The 18,257-nt window shown below is 67.1% G+C and carries 16 protein-coding genes; 7 read left to right on the top strand and 9 right to left on the bottom strand.

All coding sequences use genetic code 11. From position 1 onward, the window contains the following. Positions 1-158 precede the first annotated feature (158 nt). Genes hemL through POF53_RS25025 form a run of 3 tightly spaced genes read right to left on the bottom strand, consistent with a single transcriptional unit; the run spans position 159 to position 2,895 of the window. The gene (gene hemL, locus POF53_RS25035) at positions 159-1,442 is read right to left on the bottom strand and encodes a glutamate-1-semialdehyde 2,1-aminomutase (protein ID WP_232857702.1); all 1,284 of its coding nucleotides are present in this window, start codon (positions 1,440-1,442) and stop codon (positions 159-161) included. A 17-nt stretch (positions 1,443-1,459) separates the two neighbouring features. Next, the gene (thiE, locus tag POF53_RS25030; RefSeq protein WP_232857701.1) at positions 1,460-2,083 is read right to left on the bottom strand and encodes a thiamine phosphate synthase; all 624 of its coding nucleotides are present in this window, start codon (positions 2,081-2,083) and stop codon (positions 1,460-1,462) included. 14 nt (positions 2,084-2,097) lie between these two features. Beyond that, the gene (locus POF53_RS25025; protein WP_232857699.1) at positions 2,098-2,895 is read right to left on the bottom strand and encodes a hydroxymethylpyrimidine/phosphomethylpyrimidine kinase; all 798 of its coding nucleotides are present in this window, start codon (positions 2,893-2,895) and stop codon (positions 2,098-2,100) included. Positions 2,896-3,199: 304 nt separating this feature from the next. Here POF53_RS25025 and POF53_RS25020 point away from each other — a divergent pair, with 304 nt between their 5' ends. The 4 genes from POF53_RS25020 (at position 3,200) to POF53_RS25005 (ending at position 9,278) form a co-directional block, all read left to right on the top strand. Continuing rightward, positions 3,200-5,152, top strand: a complete 1,953-nt coding sequence (locus tag POF53_RS25020) for a sensor histidine kinase (RefSeq protein WP_498969927.1) — start codon at positions 3,200-3,202, stop codon at positions 5,150-5,152. 147 nt (positions 5,153-5,299) lie between these two features. Continuing rightward, entirely contained in the window at positions 5,300-6,952 is a 1,653-nt protein-coding gene (locus POF53_RS25015) for an acyl-CoA dehydrogenase family protein (protein ID WP_232857693.1), read from the top strand. Between the two features lie 226 nt (positions 6,953-7,178). Then, a complete protein-coding gene (gene amn, locus POF53_RS25010) occupies positions 7,179-8,642 on the top strand; it encodes an AMP nucleosidase (RefSeq protein ID WP_232857692.1) in 1,464 nt (487 codons plus the stop codon). 6 nt (positions 8,643-8,648) lie between these two features. After that, entirely contained in the window at positions 8,649-9,278 is a 630-nt protein-coding gene (locus POF53_RS25005) for a pseudouridine synthase (RefSeq protein ID WP_232857691.1), read from the top strand. Positions 9,279-9,433: 155 nt separating this feature from the next. On the opposite strand, the gene POF53_RS25000 is transcribed toward POF53_RS25005, so the two are convergent. Beyond that, positions 9,434-9,637 carry a DUF2788 domain-containing protein gene (locus tag POF53_RS25000; RefSeq protein WP_023378567.1) on the bottom strand — a complete coding sequence of 68 codons (204 nt, stop codon included), beginning with the start codon at positions 9,635-9,637 and terminating at the stop codon, positions 9,434-9,436. A gap of 53 nt (positions 9,638-9,690) precedes the next feature. Continuing rightward, positions 9,691-10,167 (bottom strand): Lrp/AsnC family transcriptional regulator, encoded by a 477-nt coding sequence (locus POF53_RS24995; protein WP_011535815.1) that lies wholly within the window; start codon positions 10,165-10,167, stop codon positions 9,691-9,693. A gap of 471 nt (positions 10,168-10,638) precedes the next feature. Between POF53_RS24995 and POF53_RS24990 the strand changes: the two genes are divergently transcribed. Continuing rightward, positions 10,639-11,475 carry a DUF6515 family protein gene (locus POF53_RS24990; RefSeq protein WP_203648144.1) on the top strand — a complete coding sequence of 279 codons (837 nt, stop codon included), beginning with the start codon at positions 10,639-10,641 and terminating at the stop codon, positions 11,473-11,475. A gap of 21 nt (positions 11,476-11,496) precedes the next feature. Here the strand turns inward: POF53_RS24990 and POF53_RS24985 are convergent, their stop codons facing one another. Both POF53_RS24985 and pmcY read right to left on the bottom strand, forming a co-directional pair. After that, on the bottom strand, positions 11,497-12,366 hold the full coding sequence (locus tag POF53_RS24985) for a cation diffusion facilitator family transporter (RefSeq protein ID WP_232857690.1): 870 nt from the start codon (positions 12,364-12,366) through the stop codon (positions 11,497-11,499). A 24-nt stretch (positions 12,367-12,390) separates the two neighbouring features. Beyond that, entirely contained in the window at positions 12,391-12,810 is a 420-nt protein-coding gene (pmcY, locus tag POF53_RS24980) for a periplasmic Zn2+ metallochaperone PmcY (protein ID WP_050707034.1), read from the bottom strand. 119 nt (positions 12,811-12,929) lie between these two features. Between pmcY and hrpB the strand changes: the two genes are divergently transcribed. Beyond that, positions 12,930-15,458, top strand: coding sequence for an ATP-dependent helicase HrpB (hrpB, locus tag POF53_RS24975; RefSeq protein WP_232857688.1), 2,529 nt, complete (start codon positions 12,930-12,932; stop codon positions 15,456-15,458). Positions 15,459-15,477: 19 nt separating this feature from the next. On the opposite strand, the gene POF53_RS24970 is transcribed toward hrpB, so the two are convergent. Further along, complete coding sequence (locus tag POF53_RS24970) at positions 15,478-16,134, bottom strand: YciC family protein (RefSeq protein ID WP_232857686.1); 657 nt, start codon at positions 16,132-16,134, stop codon at positions 15,478-15,480. 157 nt (positions 16,135-16,291) lie between these two features. On the opposite strand from POF53_RS24970, the gene POF53_RS24965 reads away from it, so the two are divergent. Further along, a complete protein-coding gene (locus POF53_RS24965) occupies positions 16,292-17,020 on the top strand; it encodes a DUF2076 domain-containing protein (RefSeq protein ID WP_232857685.1) in 729 nt (242 codons plus the stop codon). Between the two features lie 66 nt (positions 17,021-17,086). Here POF53_RS24965 and POF53_RS24960 read toward each other — a convergent pair whose 3' ends face one another. Then, entirely contained in the window at positions 17,087-18,175 is a 1,089-nt protein-coding gene (locus tag POF53_RS24960; RefSeq protein WP_232857683.1) for an AGE family epimerase/isomerase, read from the bottom strand. Positions 18,176-18,257: the final 82 nt, after the last annotated feature.

The following is an 18,257-nucleotide window of genomic DNA, read 5'->3' as shown; positions in this document are numbered from 1 at the left end:
TCCTGGTGGCTAATGGGCTGAGTGTGTAGGAGCGGCCTTGTGCCGCGAAAGGGCTGCGAAGCAGCCCCGGCATTATTCGCATCAAGGCTGAAATTCCAGGGGCTGCTTCGCAGCCCTTTCGCGGCACAAGGCCGCTCCTACCTGGGCGGTGTGAAGGCTTACTTCAGCTTGGCGAACGCCCGCTCGGCCGCATCCAGGGTGATCTGCAGCTCCTTGTCGCCATGGGCGATGGAGGTGAAGCCCGCCTCGAAGGCGCTTGGCGCCAGGTACACGCCGCCGTCGAGCATCAGGTGGAAGAAGCGCTTGAAGCGCTCGGCGTCGCTGGCCATCACGTCGTCGAAGGTGACGATGTCGTCGGCGCCGCTGAAGTACAGGCCGAACATGGCGCCCGCCTGGGTGGTGACGAACGGGATACCAGCGGCATCGGCGCGCTGTTGCAGGCCATCGAGCATGCGGCTGGTGAAGGCGCTCAGCTCGTCATGGAAGCCCGGGCGGCTGATCAGCTTCAGGGTGGTCAGGCCTGCGGCCATGGCCAGCGGGTTGCCCGACAGCGTACCGGCCTGGTAGACCGGGCCGAGCGGGGCGATGCAGCCCATGATCTCGCGCTTGCCGCCGAAGCAGCCGACCGGCATGCCGCCGCCGACGATCTTGCCGAAGGTCGACAGGTCCGGGGTGATGCCGTAGTGGCCTTGGGCGCCGCCCAGCGACACACGGAAGCCGGTCATCACTTCATCGAAGATCAGTACCACGCCGTGTTTGTCGCACAGCGCGCGCAGGCCTTCGAGGAAGCCTGGCGCCGGCGGTACGCAGTTCATGTTGCCGGCCACTGGCTCGACGATGATGCAGGCCACGGTCTGGCCAACCTCGGCGAGGGTCTTCTCGACGGCGGCGATATCGTTGAACGGCAGGGTCAGGGTGTGCTTGGCGAAGTCCGCCGGCACCCCGGCCGAGCTCGGTACGCCCTGGGTCAGCAGGCCGGAGCCGGCCTTGACCAGCAGGCTGTCGGAGTGGCCGTGGTAGCAGCCTTCGAACTTGATGATGGCGTCGCGGCCGGTGTAGCCACGGGCCAGACGGATGGCGCTCATGGTGGCCTCGGTGCCGGAGCTGACCATGCGCACCATTTCCATCGACGGCACGATCGAGCAGACCAGATCGGCCATCTCGGTTTCCATGGCCGTCGGCGCGCCATAGGACAGGCCGTGCTCGAGTTGTCGGCGCACGGCATTCAGCACATCGGGATGGCCGTGGCCGAGGATCATCGGGCCCCAGGAACCGACATAGTCGACATAGCGCTTGTCGTCTTCATCGATGACGTAGGCGCCTTCGGCGTGCTTGAAGAACAGCGGCGTGCCGCCGACGCTCTTGAAGGCGCGCACGGGCGAGTTGACGCCACCGGGGATGTGTTTCTGGGCTTGGGCAAACAGTTCTTCGGAACGGGACATGGGATCTTCTCTCGAAATCAGGAAGCGAACAGGGCATTGAAGGCGCGGGCGCGGCGGGTGACTTCCTGCGCGCTGTCGGCACCGAACAGGCCGTGGATCACCGCCAGCAGGTCGGCGCCATGGGCGATCAGCGGGGCGGCGTTGTCGAGGGTGATGCCGCCGATCACCGCGATCGGCAACTTGATCTGGGCGCGGGCCTGTTCCAGCAGTTCGACACCGGCGGCGGGCGCGCCTGGTTTGGTGACGGAATTGAAGAAGCGGCCGAAGGCGACATAGCTTGCGCCCTCGCTGGCGGCCTGCTGCGCGAGGTCGAGGCTGGCGTGGCAGGTCGAGCCGATGATCGCCTGGCGGCCGAGCAGGGCGCGGGCCGGGGTGAGCGGGCCGTCGGTCTGGCCCAGGTGCACGCCGACACCCAGGCGCGCGGCCAGTTCGGCGTCGTCGTTGATGATCAGCTGAGTGCCGTAGCGTTCGCAGAGCTTCGTCAGCGCTTCAGCTTCGCGCAGGCGACGCCCGGCGTCGTCGCTCTTGTCGCGGTACTGCAGCAGGCAGACACCGCCTTCGAGTGCCGCCTCGACATGGCTCAGGAAACGGCCGGCGAGCAGCTGGCTGTCGGTGATGGCATACAGACCGCGGAGCGTCATCGGATGGCCTCGAGTCAGGAACAGAAATCCAGGGGCAGGCGGCGCGGCACGTACTGGCCCTTGCCCAGTTGCTCGGCGTCGCGCAGGGTCCGCCAGGTGTAGTCCAGGGCACTGCGCACGGCGCTCTCCAGGTGTTCGCCCAAGGCCAGGCGACCGGCCAGGGCGCTGGCCAGGGTGCAGCCCGAGCCGTGATAGCTGCCCGGCAGGCGCTGGCAGGTCCAGGTGTGCTGCTGGCCGTCGCGGCTGTACAGGCGGTTGTGGATTTCCACTTCGTCGCCGTGACCGCCGGTGATCAGCAGGTGTCTACAGAACGGCAGCAGCTTCTCGGCGCACTCGTCCGCCGTGCCTTCAGGCAGTTCCGCCAGGATACGCGCCTCCGGCAGGTTCGGCGTGGCGATGGTGGCCAGTGGCAGCAGGCGCTCGCGCAGCGCGTAGCCGACCTCGTCCTTGCCCAGGCGACCGCCGCCGCCGGCGCGCAGCACCGGGTCGCAGACCAGTGGCAGGTGCGGATGGGCGGCGAGCAGTTCGGCGACGGTGTCGACCATCTCGATCGAGCCGAGCATGCCCAGCTTGACCGCGGCTACCGTGGAGTCGGTCAGCACGGCATTGGCCTGGGCCAGCACCCACTCGCGGTCGAGCACGCGGAAGTCGGAAACGTTGACGGTATCCTGCACGGTCAGGGCGGTCACGGCGGGCGCGGCGTGACAGCCTTGGGCGATCAGGGCTTCGATATCTGCCTGCAGCCCGGCGCCACCACTGGGGTCGTGGCCGGAGAGACAGAGGACAACGGGGCGGGAGCTGTAGGTATTCATGGTCGGCGAGCTTATCACCAAACCTTTTTCTGCGGTTCGCTCGCGGCGAGAGAATTGCTGATCAAGTGGTCAGGTTGGGCTGGTTGTATATTCTGAAACATGCGTTCTAGAGCCTCTGCATGCAAATTGCCAGTAGCTGCTGGTCAGTGCGGGAGGCTATGCTAGAGTGCTCGGATAACTCGATAAATGGGTTCTGCCGGATCACGTCGTCTCAAAGGGATGGGAGGCAACCGCGACGCGACCGCACAGGCCATGCTGGGGCTGTATGCGCTATTTGCTGATTGTGCTTCTGGGCTGCTTGCCCATGCTGGCCGGAGCGGTCGAATTCGACAACGCCACCGGGCGCTTGCCGCTGGGCCGGTACATGCAGGTCTATGAAGACCAAGAGGGCAGCGCCAGCATCGCCCAGGTGAGTTCCGCGGCGTTTTCCGGGCGTTTCCAGGCACATCAGGACGAAGTGCTCAATGCGGGCTACTCCACCTCGGTGTTCTGGCTGCGGGTCGATCTCGCCTATGCCGCCGCCCCTTCGGCCGCGCCACGCCAGTGGTTGCTGGAACTCGCCTACCCGCCGTTGGATCACCTGGAACTCTTCCTGCCGGACGCGCAAGGCACCTATCGCCTGGCACGACGCACCGGGGACGCGTTGCCCTACGCCACCCGGGAGATCCGCCAGAACAACTACCTGTTCGAATTGCCGCTGCAACCCGGCCAGGCGACCACCGCCTACCTGCGTCTGCACAGCCAGGGCTCGATCCAGGCGCCGCTGACATTGTGGTCGGCCGAGGCCTACCTGGAGGACCAGCCCACCCGGCTTTATGTGCTGGGCATGATCTACGGCGTACTGCTGGTGATGCTGGTGTATAACCTGTTCATCTTCCTCAGCGTGCGTGATGTCAGTTACCTGTACTACATCCTTTATATCGCTTCGTTCGGTCTCTACCAGGTGTCGGTCAACGGCGCCGGCATCGCCTATTTCTGGCCGGACAGCCCATGGTGGGCCAACGCCGCCACCCCGTTGTTCATCGGTGCCGCCGGGCTGTTCGGCTGCCAGTTCGCCCGCCACTTCCTGCAGCTGGACAGCTTCAGCCGGGGCTTCGACCGCCTGCTGAAAGGGTTGATGGCCGGTGGCGCGCTGGTCATGGTGCTGGCGCTGACCCTGCGTTACGGCGTGGCGCTGCGCATGGCCACGGTGCTGGCGCTGCTGTTCACCGTCAGTATCTTCAGCGCCGGGCTCTATGCCTGGTGGCGCGGACTGCGTGTGGCGCGCTGGTTCATCATCGCCTGGACCGCCTTCCTCGCTGGCGGGCTGGTCAACACCCTGATGGTGCTGGGCTACCTGCCCAACGTGTTCATCACCATGTACGCCAGCCAGCTCGGCTCGGCGCTGGAGGTGGCGCTGCTGTCGCTGGCCCTGGCCGACCGCATCAACAGCCTGCGCGAGCAGCAGGCCCAGACCCTGCGCGAGACCGGGCGCACCCTGGAGCAACTGAACCTGCAACTGGCGCGCAGCAACCGGCTCAAGGACGAGTTCCTGGCCACCGTGACCCATGAACTGCGCACGCCGATGAACGGCGTGATCGGTTCGCTGGAGCTGCTGCATACCCTGCCCATGAGCGCCGAGCAGGCCCAGTATCACCGCACCGCCACCGGTTCTGCCCAGGACATGATGGCGATGGTCGATGACATCCTCATCCTCACCGAACTGCAGGCCGGGCGCCTGCGCAACCAGGGCATGGCGTTCAGCCTGCGGCGCCTGCTCCAGGAGCTGCGCGCCGGCTATGCCAGCCAGGCGCTGGCCAAGGGTCTGTACCTGAGCCTGGACATCCCCGCCGACCTGCCCGACAGCCTGGTCGGCGATGCGCAGAAGCTCGCCCGCTGCCTGGCCTGCCTGGTGGACAACGGGCTGAAGTTCACCCACCAGGGGGGCGTCACCGTGCAGGCCCGTGGCCGGCGTACCGGGCCGGACAGCCTGGCCCTGAGCCTCACGGTCAGTGACAGCGGCATCGGCTTCGACGATCTGGACCAGGCGGTGCTGTACCAGCGTTTCTTCCAGATGGACGGTTCGATGACCCGGCGCTACGGCGGGCTGGGCATCGGCCTGTCGATCTGCCGGCAACTGGGCGAGTTGATCGGCGCGCAGTTGTCCCACGAGTCGACGCCGGGTCTGGGCAGCCGCTTCGAGCTGACCCTGGCCCTTGCGGTGGCGCAGGTGCAGGTACCACCGGCGCGTGCCGCATCAGGCCTGGAGCGCTTTTGACGGACCCTTCGCGGTACCCGTGGGAGCGGGCTTGCCCCGCGATCAGGGCGCGAAGCGCCCCCATGTAGTCCGTTTTGTCACTTTGACTCGAGGGCCTGCGGTGCTTCACTGGGTTATCCAGGCATGAACGGATCCAGGAGGCCGCCAATGAACCTGCACCAGTTCGCTGAAACCCACGAAGTCACCAACCAGCCGCCGTCCCTGGACGGCGCCAACCTGTATCGCCTCGACCAGCCCCTGCAGGAGTGGTCGCGCCGGTTCGGCGCCGGCTGGGCCGAGTCGCGGATCGACGCCTATGGTGCCCTGGCCGGTGGCTCGCTGATGGCCGCGGGTTTCCTGGCCAACGCGCACAAGCCCGAGTTCAGCAGCCATGACCGCTATGGCCATCGTATCGACCTGGTGGAGTTTCATCCCGCTTATCACCAGTTGATGCGCACCGCCGTCGAGCACGGCCTGCCTTCGCTGCCCTGGGCCGAGCCACGGGACGGCGCCCACGTGGCGCGGGCCTCGATGACCTACCTGCACAGCCAGGCTGAAGCCGGCACCGGCTGCCCGCTGACCATGACCTTCGCCGCCGTGCCGGCCCTGCGCCTGCAGCCCGAGCTTGCCGGCTACTGGCTGCCGAAGGTCCTCGCCCGCGAATACGACCCGCGCAACGTCGGCGACCGGCACAAGGCCGGTGTCACCATCGGCATGGCCATGACCGAGAAACAGGGCGGCACCGACGTGCGCGCCAACACCACCCGCGCCTACCCGGTGGGCACGCCCGGCCCGGGCCAGCCCTATGAGCTGGTAGGCCACAAGTGGTTCTGTTCGGCGCCCATGTGCGACGCCTTTCTCACCCTGGCCCAGACCGACAAGGGCCTGAGCTGCTTCCTGCTGCCGCGCCACCGGCCCGACGACAACCGCAACCAGTTCTACATCCAACGCCTGAAGAACAAGCTGGGCAACTGTTCCAACGCCTCCAGCGAGGTGGAGTTCCGCGGAGCCCTGGCCTGGATGGTCGGCGAGGAGGGGCGCGGCGTGCCGACCATCATCGAGATGGTGGCCATGACCCGCTTCGACTGCATGGTCGGTTCCAGCGCCCTGATGCGCCAGGCCCTGACCCAGGCCGCGCACCATTGCGCGTACCGCAAGGTCGGCGGACGGGTGCTGGCCGAGCAGCCGCTGATGCAGAACGTGCTTGCCGACCTGGCCTTGGAGAGCGAGGCCGCCCTGGCCCTGAGCCTGCGCATGGGCCAGGCCCTGGACCGCCTCGACGACCCGCAGCAGGCGCACTTTTCCCGCCTGGTCACGGCGGTGGGCAAGTACTGGATCTGCAAGCGCGCCCCCGGGATGATCAACGAGGCCGCCGAGTGCCTGGGCGGCGCCGGCTACGTCGAGGACAGCATCCTGCCACGGCTGTACCGCGAGGCGCCGGTCAACTCGACCTGGGAGGGCTCGGGCAACGTGCAGTGCCTGGATGTGCTGCGGGCCTTGTCGAAAGAGCCGGGCGTGCTTGAGGCGCTGTTCAGCGAGCTGGGAGACGGCCATGGCGACCCACGGCTGGCGGCGTTCATCGGTAACCTCAAGGGCGCTTTCGCCGATACCGGCGATATCCAGTACCGCGCCCGGCAACTGACCGAGGACATCGCCGTGGCGCTGCAGGCCAAGCTGTTGCTCGAGGCAGGCAACGCCACAGTGAGCGATGCGTTCATCGGCAGTCGCCTGGGCGGCGGCGGGCGGGTGTATGGCGCGTTGCCGCGCGGCGTGGATGTCGAGGCGCTGGTGGCCCGGGCGACGCCTGTCTGGGCCGGTTGAAGGATGGCTTCATCCCCCTGTAGGAGCGGCCTTGTGCCGCGAAAGGGCTGCAAGGCAGCCCCAGATCTCAGCGGTCAAGGCGGAAATTGCTGGGGCTGCTGCGCAGCCCTTTCGCGGCACAAGGCCGCTCCTACAGGGAATTGCTTAGCACCGACACTGGGGATGTATTTGCCCAGCAACGCAGGCAAGATGGCTGTCATGCATTCCATAAGACAGGAAGCCCAGCGTGAGCCAAGCGTTTGTAGTCGTTGATACCCCCGAACAGGCCGTCGACCGTCTGGCGGCCTTGCACGAACAGGCCACCGGGGCCCTGAGCCAGGCCCTCAAGCGCTACCTCAAGGACCGTACCGAGCCGGGCCACGAGGAACGTGTGTTGTTCCGCTACCCGGCCCTGCGCCTGACCTACTCCAGCCAAGGCGAAGTCGCCGCCACCACCCGCGCCTACGCCAAGGTCCAGGTGGACGGCACCTACAGCGTCACCGTCACCCAGCCCGCGGCGTTCCGTGGCTACCTGCTCGAGCAACTGCGCCCGTTGATGCACGACTACACCGTGACCGTGGAAGTCGGTGTCAGCGAGCAGAACATCCCGTACCCCTACGTGGTTGACCAGGGCGACGAGCTGGCCGGCAGCGGCATCACCGCCGCGCAACTGGCGCGGGTGTTCCCCAGCACCGACCTGTCGGCGGCCACCGATAACACCGCCGATGGCCTGTACGACTGGGAAAGCGCCGAGACCCTGCCGCTGGCGCTGTTCGACGCCGCCCGCGTGGACTTCTCCCTGCGCCGCCTGGTGCACTACACCGGCAGCGACTGGCGGCACATGCAGCCGTGGATCCTTCTCACCAACTACCACCGCTACGTCGACCAGTTCATCGCCCATGGCCTCGAGCAGTTGCGCGAGGACCCACGCTTCGTGCGCATGGTCCTGCCGGGCAACGTGATCATCGAGAAGGGCATGGACAACGGCGAGGCCCAGGCCCTGGTCGCCAGCGTGGTCTGGCACCGCTACCAGATGCCGGCCTATCACCTGATCGCCGCCGATGGCGATGGCGTGACCCTGGTCAACATCGGTGTCGGCCCGTCCAACGCCAAGAACATCACCGACCACCTGGCGGTGCTGCGCCCGCACTGCTGGCTGATGATCGGCCACTGCGGCGGCCTGCGTCAGTCGCAGACTATCGGTGACTACGTGTTGGCCCACGCCTATATGCGCCGCGACGGCATCCTCGACCGCGTGGTGCCGCCGAATATCCCGATCCCGGCCCTGGCCGAGGTGCAGCTGGCGTTGCAGGAGGCGGCCGCGCAGGTCACTGGCGAGCGTGGCGAGCAGCTCAAGAAGCGCCTGCGCACCGGCACCGTGCTCACCTACGACGACCGCAACTGGGAGCTGCGCTGGGCCCAGGAACGTCCGTTGATCAACCTGTCCCGCGCCGTGGCGGTAGACATGGAAAGCGGCACCATTGCCGCCCAGGGCTACCGTCTGCGCGTGCCGTACGGCACCTTGCTGTGTGTCTCCGACAAGCCGCTGCACAGCGAGATCAAGCTGCCGGGCTCGGCCAACGCCTTCTACAACCGCGCGGTCAGCCAGCACCTGAAGATCGGCATCGCCGCCCTCGATCTGCTGCGTACCGAGCTCAACTCGCTGCACTCGCGTAAACTGCGCAGCTTCGATGAGCCGCCGTTCCGCTGAGGATCCATGTCCCTGCCACCCCGTAGCACACCGCGCCGCCCTGCGGCGCGGCCCACCGGCCCGCGTCGCCAGCCCAAGGCGCCGCCGGCCGAGCCGCGCCTGATCCTGTTCAACAAGCCGTTCGATGTGCTCACCCAGTTCAGCGACGGCGAGGGGCGGGCCACGCTCAAGGACTTCATCGACATCCCCGGCATCTATCCGGCCGGCCGCCTGGACCGCGACAGCGAAGGCCTGCTGTTGCTGACCAACGACGGGCGCCTGCAGGCGCGCATCGCCGATCCGAAGCACAAGCTGGCCAAGACCTACTGGGTGCAGGTGGAAGGCGAGCCGAGCGAAGAGCAACTGCGGCGCTTGCGTGATGGCGTCGAGCTCAACGACGGGCCCACGTTGCCGGCCCAGGCGCGTCTGCTCGAGGAGCCCGAGCTGTGGCCGCGCAATCCGCCGGTGCGTTTTCGCAAGAGCGTGCCAACCACCTGGTTGGAGTTGGTGATCCGTGAAGGGCGTAATCGCCAGGTGCGGCGGATGACGGCGGCGGTGGGCTTACCGACCTTGCGCCTGGTGCGGGTGCGGATTGGCGACTGGACGATCGAAGGGCTGGACCAGGGTTGCTGGCGCGAAGTGCCGGCGAAGCTTTGAGCCGCACGCGTCCCCCTGTAGGAGCGGCCTTGTGCCGCGAAAGGGGCGCGTAGCGGCCCCCGATCTCAGCATCAAGGCAAAATTGCTGGGGCCGCTACGCGGCCCTTTCGCGGCACAAGGCCGCTCCTACAAGGAAGGGGAGAGTTGGCAGGCCGCTACACCCCCTCAAGAAACCCCACCACCACGCTCTTGATGATGAATGCCAGCACGCCAAGGCCCAGCACAAAGAACAGGATCAGCGTGCCAAAGCGCCCGGCCTTGGACTTCTTCGCCAGGTCCCAGACGATGAAACCCATGAAACCGATCAACACGGTGACCAGGACGATCATCATCCATTCTTCGAATACTGCGGGATCCATCGGTTCACTCCAGGCAGATTGAGCCCCCGATCATACGCCGCACGCGCAAGGATTCAACGCAGGTGGGTCAATGGCAGCTCGGTGCTGGCCAGCACCTGGTTGAGCACGAAGCTCGAGCGCACGCTGGTCACGCCTTCGATACGGGTCAGGCTGCCCAGCAGCAGTTTCTGGTAGTGGTCCATGTCCGGCACCACCACCTTGAGCTGGTAGTCGGCGTCCATCCCGGTGACCAGGCTGCACTCGAGCACCTGGGGCAGGCTGCGGATCGCCGCCTCGAAGGTCTCGAAGCGCTCGGGCGTGTGCCGGTCCATGCCGATCAGCACATAGGCGGTCAGGCTCAGGCCGAGCTTCTTGCGGTCCAGCAGGGCCACCTGGCGCGAGATGTAGCCGTCGTCCTCGAGCTGCTTGACCCGACGTGAGCATGGGGAAGGCGACAGGCCGATGCGTTCGGCCAGTTCCTGGTTGGAGATGCGCGCATCGCGCTGCAATTCGGCGAGGATGCTCAGGTCGTAGCGGTCGAGCTTGCTCATGGAAAGGGCCTTTTCTGTTCGGATTGCTGCGAATTATCGATCCTGAGTGAAAAATTGCGCAAGCGCTATTTATCAGAGCAATATTCGCAATCCTCTGCCCCGGCGTCTGGCCTATCTTTATCACCAGAATCACTGCCCGGACATCAGTCCACGGCGACGCGCCCTAGGCGGGCGGTCGCGGCCAGCCATCCAACAGGATCCGCCAGGCCCCCGGGCTACGCACTGTCCAGAAGACGGCGCGAGGTGAGCCGGTGCCACAAGCGCCGAGCACGGACGACAATTCCCGAAGGGAGGCCGCAAGGCCTCCCTTTTTTATTGCGCCGCGGGCTGCGCTTGCCAGGCCCGCGAGCAGCCAATGCAGGTCTTCGAGCAGTTGGCGCACCAGGTTGTTGGCTAATTTAATCTGCCGGTCGTGTTCTGCGGAGTAGACTGCCGACGATAATGGCGGGCGTTTCAATCGAGAGGAACAACATGGGTTCGCGCATCTGGCGGTTGGCAGGTGTTGGTTTGCTGGGCCTGGGCATCAGCCTGGGCGCCCTGGCCGAGGGGCCTGGAGAAGGGCATGACGGTCGTGGCGGCCAGCAGGAGCAGGGCGGTGGCGAACGGCGTGGATCACCGCTCAATTCGCGTGATGAAGTGCGCCAGACGCAACCGCCACGCCAAGGCTACTACCAGGACATTCCCCGTCGCTACGGCGACAACCGTTACTGGGAAGCGGGTGGTCCGGGTCAGCGCCCCGGCGGTGACTGGTCCGGCCGGCCCGATGGGCATGGCAATGGCTGGGGGCCAGGGCCGCAGTACCATCCCGGGCATACCGTCGAGCGCTTCCCGGACCGTTACTGGAAAGTGCCGTACCGCGGGCAGGACTACTTCTACTCCGGCGGCTACTGGTACCGGCCCCATGGCGGCGGCTACGTGGTGGTCACGCCGCCCTACGGTGTACGGGTCGACTACCTGCCGTCCTATGCCCGTGAAGTGTGGCTGAGCGGTGCGCTGTTCTTCCTGGTGGCCGACACGTATTACCAATACCAGGCCAACAGCCGCGAGTACGTGGTGGTCAACCCGCCCGCCGTGGCGCCTGCGCCAATGCCGCAGCAGGGCAGCGGCTACGATGTGATCGCCTATCCGATGTACGGCCAGGGGCCGGAGCAGCAGGAGCAGGACCGCTATCAATGCCATCGCTGGGCGGTGAGCCAGTCGGGCTTCGATCCGGCGACCGCCAGCTATGCACCGCCGGCCAATGTGACGGACAACTATCGACGGGCGTTGGGGGCGTGCCTGAGCGGGCGCGGCTACAGCATCAATTGACGGGGTATTCGCGATAACGGGCTACACCGGGTCGGCGTGAACCATCACATCGGCCCGCGGGTAGCGCTGGCGAATGACGTGCGAGGCCTGCACGCACAGCTCATGGGCGGCATGCAGCGGCATGTCGCCGGGCAGCTCCAGGTGCAGTTGCACGAACCACTGGCTGCCGGACACCCGCGTGCGCAGGTCGTGCACCCCCTTCACCCCGGGGATCGCCAGCACCACCTCCAGCATGCGCTCGCCGATATCGGCCGGCAGTTCCTTGTCCATCAGGATCGCCGTGCTCTCGCGGGCGATCTGCAGTGCGCTCCACAGGATGTACAGGGCGATCCCCAGGCCGAACAGGGCGTCGAGCTGCGGCCAGCCGAAGCGGGCCAGCAGCAGCGCCAGCAGGATGCTGGCGTTGAGCAGCAGGTCGGAGCGGTAGTGCAGTGAGTCCGCGCGCACGGCGGTGGAGCCGGTCAGGCGGATCACCTTGCGCTGGAAGGCCAGCAGCGCCACGGTCAGCGCCAGTGACAGCAGCATTACCGCGATGCCGGCGGCGGTGTCGCCCAGGGGTTCCGGCGACTTCAGCCGCTCATACGCCTGCACCCCGATCAGCACCGCGCTGACCCCGATGAACAGCGCCTGGGCCATGCCAGCCAGGGCTTCGGCCTTGCCGTGGCCGAAGCGGTGATCGTCATCGGCCGGGCGCAGCGCATAATGCACCGCCAGCAGGTTGAGAAAGGAGGCGGCGGCATCCAGTGCCGAGTCGGTCAGCCCGGCCAGCAGGCTGACTGAGCCGCTCAGCCACCAGGCCACGGCCTTGCTCAGCACCAGGATGCAGGCGACGCTCAGCGAGGCGCGGGTGGCCAGGCGCAGCAGGCGTTGATGTTCGGCGGTGGCGGTCATGCGCAGGGGATCATCCGGATCAGGTCAGGCCGCAGGTACCAGGCCGTAGCTGGCCAGTTGCTCGACACTGCCGCGGTGCTGGATCAGCCGCGGGTCGTTCAGCGGCAGGCGCTGGCCCAGTTCGCTTTCAAGGATAGCCTGCAGTTTGGTCCGGTCGACCTGGCCATCGGCATTGATCGCCGGCTTGAGCTTGGCCGGGTCGACATGGGCCGTGGTGCCCCCGGGGTAGTAGATGGCACCCGTGGCGAAGTCGATGCCGAAGGCGATCAGGCCGGGAATGACATAGAACAGGATACCGATGGCATCCAGCGCCGCGACCACCGGATCGATCTTGCCTTCGATCTGGCCGCGACGGTCGGGGTAGAACAGGGTGCCGCAGGCCGTCAGCTGGGTCAGCAGGGTGGCGATGAGGGCGCCACCGATGACGCGGGAAGGGATGCGCATGTGAATCTCCGGAAGATAACGACAAACAACGGCGCGGCAATCGCCTGCGCCTGAGCTTAAGACCATGATAGGGCAGCCTCGGTTCGCCGTTATACTCGGTCGATTGTTCGAGGACCACCATGATTTCATTACCGATCGATGCCGTACTGTCCGACCTGCGCCAGGCCCTGGCCGAACGTGACGAAGCGGTGCTCGAGGCGCCGCCCGGCGCCGGCAAGACCACCCGCGTGCCACTGGCCCTGCTCGCTGAGCCCTGGCTGCGGGGGCAGACCATCCTCATGCTCGAGCCCCGGCGCCTGGCCGCCCGCGCCGCCGCCGAACGCCTGGCCAGCGAACTGGGCGAGAAGGTTGGCGAAACCGTGGGCTACCGCATCCGCCTGGACAGCAAGGTCGGCCCGAACACGCGCATCGAAGTGGTCACCGAGGGCATCCTCACCCGCCGCCTGCAGGCGGATCCTGCGCTGGATGGCGTGGGGCTGCTGATCTTCGACGAGTTCCACGAACGCAGCCTGGATGCCGACCTGGCCCTGGCCCTGAGCCTCAACGGCCGGTCGCTGTTGCGCGACGAGCCGCCTCTGAAGATCCTGCTGATGTCGGCGACGCTGGAGGGCGAGCGGTTGTCGCGCCTGCTCGACGACGCGCCGATCGTCAGCAGCCAGGGGCGCATGCATCCGGTGGATATCCGCTGGAGCCGCCCCTGGCAGCCTGGCGAGTTTGTCGAGCCGCGCGTGGTCGACTGCGTGCTCCAGGCCCTGGCCGACGAATCCGGCAGCTTGCTGGTGTTCCTGCCCGGACAGGCCGAGATCCGCCGTGTGCACCAGGCGCTGCAGGAGGCCGTGGGCGAGCGTCCGGACATCCTGCTCTGCCCGTTGCACGGCGAGCTTGACCTGAGCGCCCAGCGCGCCGCCATCGAGCCGGCGCCCAAGGGCCAGCGCAAGGTGGTGCTGGCCACCAATATCGCCGAAACCAGCCTGACCATCGACGGTGTGCGCGTGGTGATCGACGCAGGTCTGGCGCGGGTGCCGCGCTTCGACCCCGGCAGCGGCATGACCCGCCTGGACACCCAGCGTATTTCCCGCGCCAGCGCCACCCAGCGTGCCGGGCGAGCCGGGCGCCTTGAACCCGGCGTGTGCTTTCGACTGTGGTCCGAGGCGCAACACGACCAATTGGCGGCCCACGGCAGCGCCGAGATCCTCCAGGCCGACCTGGCCGGGCTGGCCCTGCAACTGGCGCGCTGGGGCGTGCCGCCGGAGCAGCTCAGCTGGCTCGACCAGCCACCGGCCGCTGCCTACGGCCAGGCCCAGGACCTGCTGGCCCGGCTCGGTGCCTTCAAGCCCGGGTGCCGCGACAACCTGAGCACCCATGGCCAGGCCATGGCCGAGCTGCCTGCGCATCCGCGCATCGCCCACCTGCTGCTGCGCGGCCAGGACCTCGGATTGGCCGACATGGCCTGCGATGTCGCCGCGTTGCTGGGCGAGCGCGACATCCTGCGCGGCGGCGGTGCCGACCTGCATAGCCGGTTGGCCCTGCTCAGCGGCGAAAGCCGCGCCTCCCGTGGCGGGCAAGGCGGCGTGCAGCGCGCCCGGCAACTGGCCCGGCAGTACCGCGGCCAGTTGCGTGGCAAACCGCGCAGCCCGGTCGCCGACCCCGATCATCCCCGCTGGCTGGGTGCGGTGCTGGCGCTGGCCTACCCCGACCGGGTGGCGCAGCAGCGTCGCGAAGGCGGCGCCGAGTACCGCCTGGCCAATGGCCGTGCGGCGCTGTTCGCCGAAGCTGATGCACTGATGAAAAGCCCGTGGCTGGTGATCGCCGACCTGGGCAGCCGCCAGGGGCAGCGTGAGGAGCGCATCTACCTGGCCGCCGAGTTCGATCCGGCGCTATTCGACGGTGTGCTGGCCGAGCAGGTGGAGCAGTTCGACCTGCTCGATTGGGACGAGCGTGAACAGGTGCTGCGCGCCGAGCGCCAGCGCAAGGTCGGCGAACTGGTGCTCAGCCGCGAGCCGCTGCCGGAGCTGGATGACGACGCACGGGCCCGGGCTTTGCTGGGGCTGGTGCGGCGCAAGGGCCTGAACTTGCTGACCTGGACCCCGGAACTGCGCCAGTGGCAGGCCCGTGTCGCTATGTTGCGTCAGCTGGACCTGGAAAAGGACGGCCACAGCGAGTGGCCCGACCTGGGTGACGACGCCTTGCTCGCCAACCTGGAAGACTGGTTGCAACCTTATCTGGGCAAGGTGTCGCGGCTGAGCCATTTCGCCAGCCTGGACCTGCCCTCGATGCTGCGCAACCTGCTGCCCTGGCCGCTGCCACAGCGTCTGGACGAGCTGGCGCCATCACACCTGGCCGTGCCCTCGGGCTCCAGCATTCGCCTGGACTACAGCGAGCAGCCACCGATCCTCGCCGTGCGCCTGCAGGAGCTGTTCGGCCTGGCCGACACCCCGCGCATCGCCAATGGCCGCCAGCAGGTCAAGCTGCACCTGCTGTCGCCGGCGCGCCGGCCGGTGCAGGTGACCCAGGACCTGGCCAACTTCTGGCGCACCACCTATGCCGAGGTGAAGAAGGACCTGAAAGGGCGCTATCCCAAGCACTACTGGCCGGACGATCCACTGGTGGCGGAGGCCACGGCCAGGGCCAAGCCAAGGAAAGCCTGACGCCTGGGGAATGCCGGCCTCAGGCGCCGGCTTCTCCCTCGAGCAGCATGAACAGGCGGTACAGCACCACGGTGCTGAACAACTGCAGGAAGCCGCTGAGGCTGTCCAGGGCCAGTTGCACACCAGGCTGCGGCTCGGGGAACAGCTGCAGCAGCAGGCCGTCGATCAGCCACAGCGGCGCCAGCACCGACAGCATGCAGACCATGATGCGCAGGAAATGCCCGGTGGTCATGCGCGCGCTGGTGCGCATCGACTCGATCACCGGCAGGCCGCGCAGCACCAGCAGGTACTCGGCGAACACCAGGTTCACCATGATCCACACGCCGGGGAAGATGAGCAGCGCCAGGCCCGCCATGATCAGCAGCGAACTGATCACGATCAGCAGGGCCAGCATCGGCCACAGTTGCAGGGCGCGGGCGAACAGGTCGCGCTTGGCGGTGTCCAGGCCGTTGCTGCGGGTGTCGAGGTAGAGGATCAGCGCGGCGCTGTACAGCGGGTAGAACAGCAGGCTGACGAGCATGCCGTAGGCCGGTGAGGCCTGCTCGCCCAGCTGGCTGTAGAGCAACTGGGTACCGAGGGCCTCCAGTACCACCAAAGGCAGGCACAGCTGGAGGATGCTCGTCAGGTGACGGCGGAAGAAGTACAGGGAGTCGCGCAGAACGCTCAGCGGATTCATCGGTCAACATCGCATGGCAGAAAAAGCAGGGCGTAACTTTAGCCCAGTCGGCCCGCTTGCTGAAAAAAGTTTCATGGCCCGGACAATTGAATCGCCAAGCCCGGGCCTCCATCTTTGACGCTGTCCGATGTCCTGTTCAGCGCACGAGGTTGCCCCGATGAACACTGAAGAACAAACCCTGATCGATGGCCTGTTCGGCCGTCTCAAGCAAGCCGAGGACCCGGCCCAGCCGCGCGATGCCCAGGCCCAGGCGCGCATCGAGGAGCACCTGCGCCAGCAGCCGGCGGCGCCTTACTACATGGCCCAGGCGATCCTGGTCCAGGAGACGGCGATCAAGCGCCTGGACGAGCAGAACAAGCAGCTCGAGGCCGAACTGCGCCAGGCTCGCGCGCAACTGGATGCGAGCCGCCCCAGCAGTGGCGGTGGTTTCCTCTCCAGCATCTTTGGCGCGGGAGCCCGCAATCCAGAGCCGCAGCGCCCGGTCGCGCCGCCGCCGACTTCTGCGGGTGGCTGGCGTGAACCGGCGCCCCAGGCCTATGCCCCGCCACCGCAGCAGCCGGGCTTCGGCGCGGCGCCCGCCCCGGCGCGCAGTGGCGCCAGCAGCTTCCTCGGCGGTGCCATGCAGACCGCCGCGGGTGTGGCCGGTGGCGTGTTGCTGGCCCAGGGCATCAGCAGCCTGTTCAACCACAACTCGCAGCCTGAGGAGATCGTCGAGGTGATCAAGGAAGCACCGGCGCCGGCCAGCGACGCGGGTGGCTGGAATGACCAGGACAGCCAGCGCCAGGTGGCGGACAGCGGGGGCTGGGGCAATGACCAGGGCGGTTATGCCGATGCCGGTTACAGCAATGACGATGGCGGCTTCTTCTCGGACGATGACTACGTCTGAGGGCCTGACAGACCTGATGCATCGCAGGGGCGCCTCGCGCCCCTCACGGACACATCCGCGACAACCTCAGATCAGGCGCTGCAGGCCTTCCAGGCAAGTCGCCAGGTGGTAGGGCGTGGTCGAAGGCATGTCATGGCGGCTCACCGCCCCCGCGCCATCGCGGCACTCATGCCAGCCGCCTTCATGCAGAAAGCGTGACTCCAGCGCCGCTAGCTGTGCCAGCAACCGTGCCTCGCTTCCCGGCCGCAAGGCCAGTGCCCGCAGGTACTCCGCCTGCGCCCAGATCCGCTGTGTCGCGTCGATGACCTGGCCGTCCACGTCCAGCATCGCCAGCACCGCCGTATCCTTCACTCCGTACTGTTCGGCAAAGTCGAAGGCCCGCTCGATGGAGGCGTGCAGCGCCGTGCCGCGCAGCAATGGCGAGGTATCCAGCAGGTAGAACCATTCGAACTGGTGGCCTGGCTCGAACCAGTTATCCACAGCCCCACGCGGTTTTTCCAGCATCAGGCCGTGGCTCGGCTCGATGAACTGCGCCTGCAGCGCGTCGCACAGCTCCAGCAGCGACTGGCGAACCTCGTCGTCTTCGCGCACGGCCAGCACCTGGAGAAAGGCCTCGGCCAGGTGCATCTGCGGGTTCTGCAGCGGGCCGCTGCCCAAATCCGACCAGTCCTCACCGAGGCTGGCCTCGTACAGGCCATCGTCGCGGGCGAACTGCTCGGCAACGACTTCGAGGGCGCCGTTGAGCGTGGCCTCCACCAGGCCTTCGCCCACCTTGCCCCAGTAATGGGCGCAAGCGAACACGATGAAGGCGTGGGTGTAGAGGTCCTTGCGCCGGTCCAGTGGCTTGCCCTGGGCGTCGATGCTGTAGAACCAGCCGCCGTGCTCGGCGTCGTGGAAGTGCTTCTGCAGTGAACGCAGCAGCGCGGCGGCGCGTTCGGCGGCGCCCGGTTGCTCGATGCGGCTGCTGAACAGGTACAGCTGACGGGCGCAGGCCATGGCCCGGTAGCGCTGCACCGGCAGTGGCCGATGCTGGGTGTCCAGGGCTTCGTACGGCAGGGCCATGTCGGCGTTCCAGCCAGGGCCCTGCCACAGCGGCACGATGCGCTCGGCGAAGTGCTGTTGGAAACGGGTCAATGCGGGGCGGGGGTCGGACATGGTCGCGCTCGTGACGGTCGGGCAGGGCGCCATGGTAGCAGAAGTGGCCAGTGCTTCGTGTGCGCGGGCAGCGTGGGAGCGG

The organism is Mitsuaria sp. RG (genome assembly GCF_028369275.1).
GTDB classification, from domain to species: domain Bacteria; phylum Pseudomonadota; class Gammaproteobacteria; order Pseudomonadales; family Pseudomonadaceae; genus Aquipseudomonas; species Aquipseudomonas peradeniyensis.
This window is presented reverse-complemented; position numbering and strand designations above follow the sequence as displayed.

Coding starts and splice junctions, on each gene's coding strand:
- hemL (WP_232857702.1), bottom strand. CDS start 1,442: ATGTCCCGTTCCGAAGAACTGTTTGCCCAAGCCCAGAAACACATCCCC.
- thiE (WP_232857701.1), bottom strand. CDS start 2,083: ATGACGCTCCGCGGTCTGTATGCCATCACCGACAGCCAGCTGCTCGCC.
- POF53_RS25025 (WP_232857699.1), bottom strand. CDS start 2,895: ATGAATACCTACAGCTCCCGCCCCGTTGTCCTCTGTCTCTCCGGCCAC.
- POF53_RS25020 (WP_498969927.1), top strand. CDS start 3,200: ATGCTGGCCGGAGCGGTCGAATTCGACAACGCCACCGGGCGCTTGCCG.
- POF53_RS25015 (WP_232857693.1), top strand. CDS start 5,300: ATGAACCTGCACCAGTTCGCTGAAACCCACGAAGTCACCAACCAGCCG.
- POF53_RS25005 (WP_232857691.1), top strand. CDS start 8,649: ATGTCCCTGCCACCCCGTAGCACACCGCGCCGCCCTGCGGCGCGGCCC.
- POF53_RS25000 (WP_023378567.1), bottom strand. CDS start 9,637: ATGGATCCCGCAGTATTCGAAGAATGGATGATGATCGTCCTGGTCACC.
- POF53_RS24995 (WP_011535815.1), bottom strand. CDS start 10,167: ATGAGCAAGCTCGACCGCTACGACCTGAGCATCCTCGCCGAATTGCAG.
- POF53_RS24990 (WP_203648144.1), top strand. CDS start 10,639: ATGGGTTCGCGCATCTGGCGGTTGGCAGGTGTTGGTTTGCTGGGCCTG.
- POF53_RS24985 (WP_232857690.1), bottom strand. CDS start 12,366: ATGACCGCCACCGCCGAACATCAACGCCTGCTGCGCCTGGCCACCCGC.
- pmcY (WP_050707034.1), bottom strand. CDS start 12,810: ATGCGCATCCCTTCCCGCGTCATCGGTGGCGCCCTCATCGCCACCCTG.
- hrpB (WP_232857688.1), top strand. CDS start 12,930: ATGATTTCATTACCGATCGATGCCGTACTGTCCGACCTGCGCCAGGCC.
- POF53_RS24970 (WP_232857686.1), bottom strand. CDS start 16,134: ATGAATCCGCTGAGCGTTCTGCGCGACTCCCTGTACTTCTTCCGCCGT.
- POF53_RS24965 (WP_232857685.1), top strand. CDS start 16,292: ATGAACACTGAAGAACAAACCCTGATCGATGGCCTGTTCGGCCGTCTC.
- POF53_RS24960 (WP_232857683.1), bottom strand. CDS start 18,175: ATGTCCGACCCCCGCCCCGCATTGACCCGTTTCCAACAGCACTTCGCC.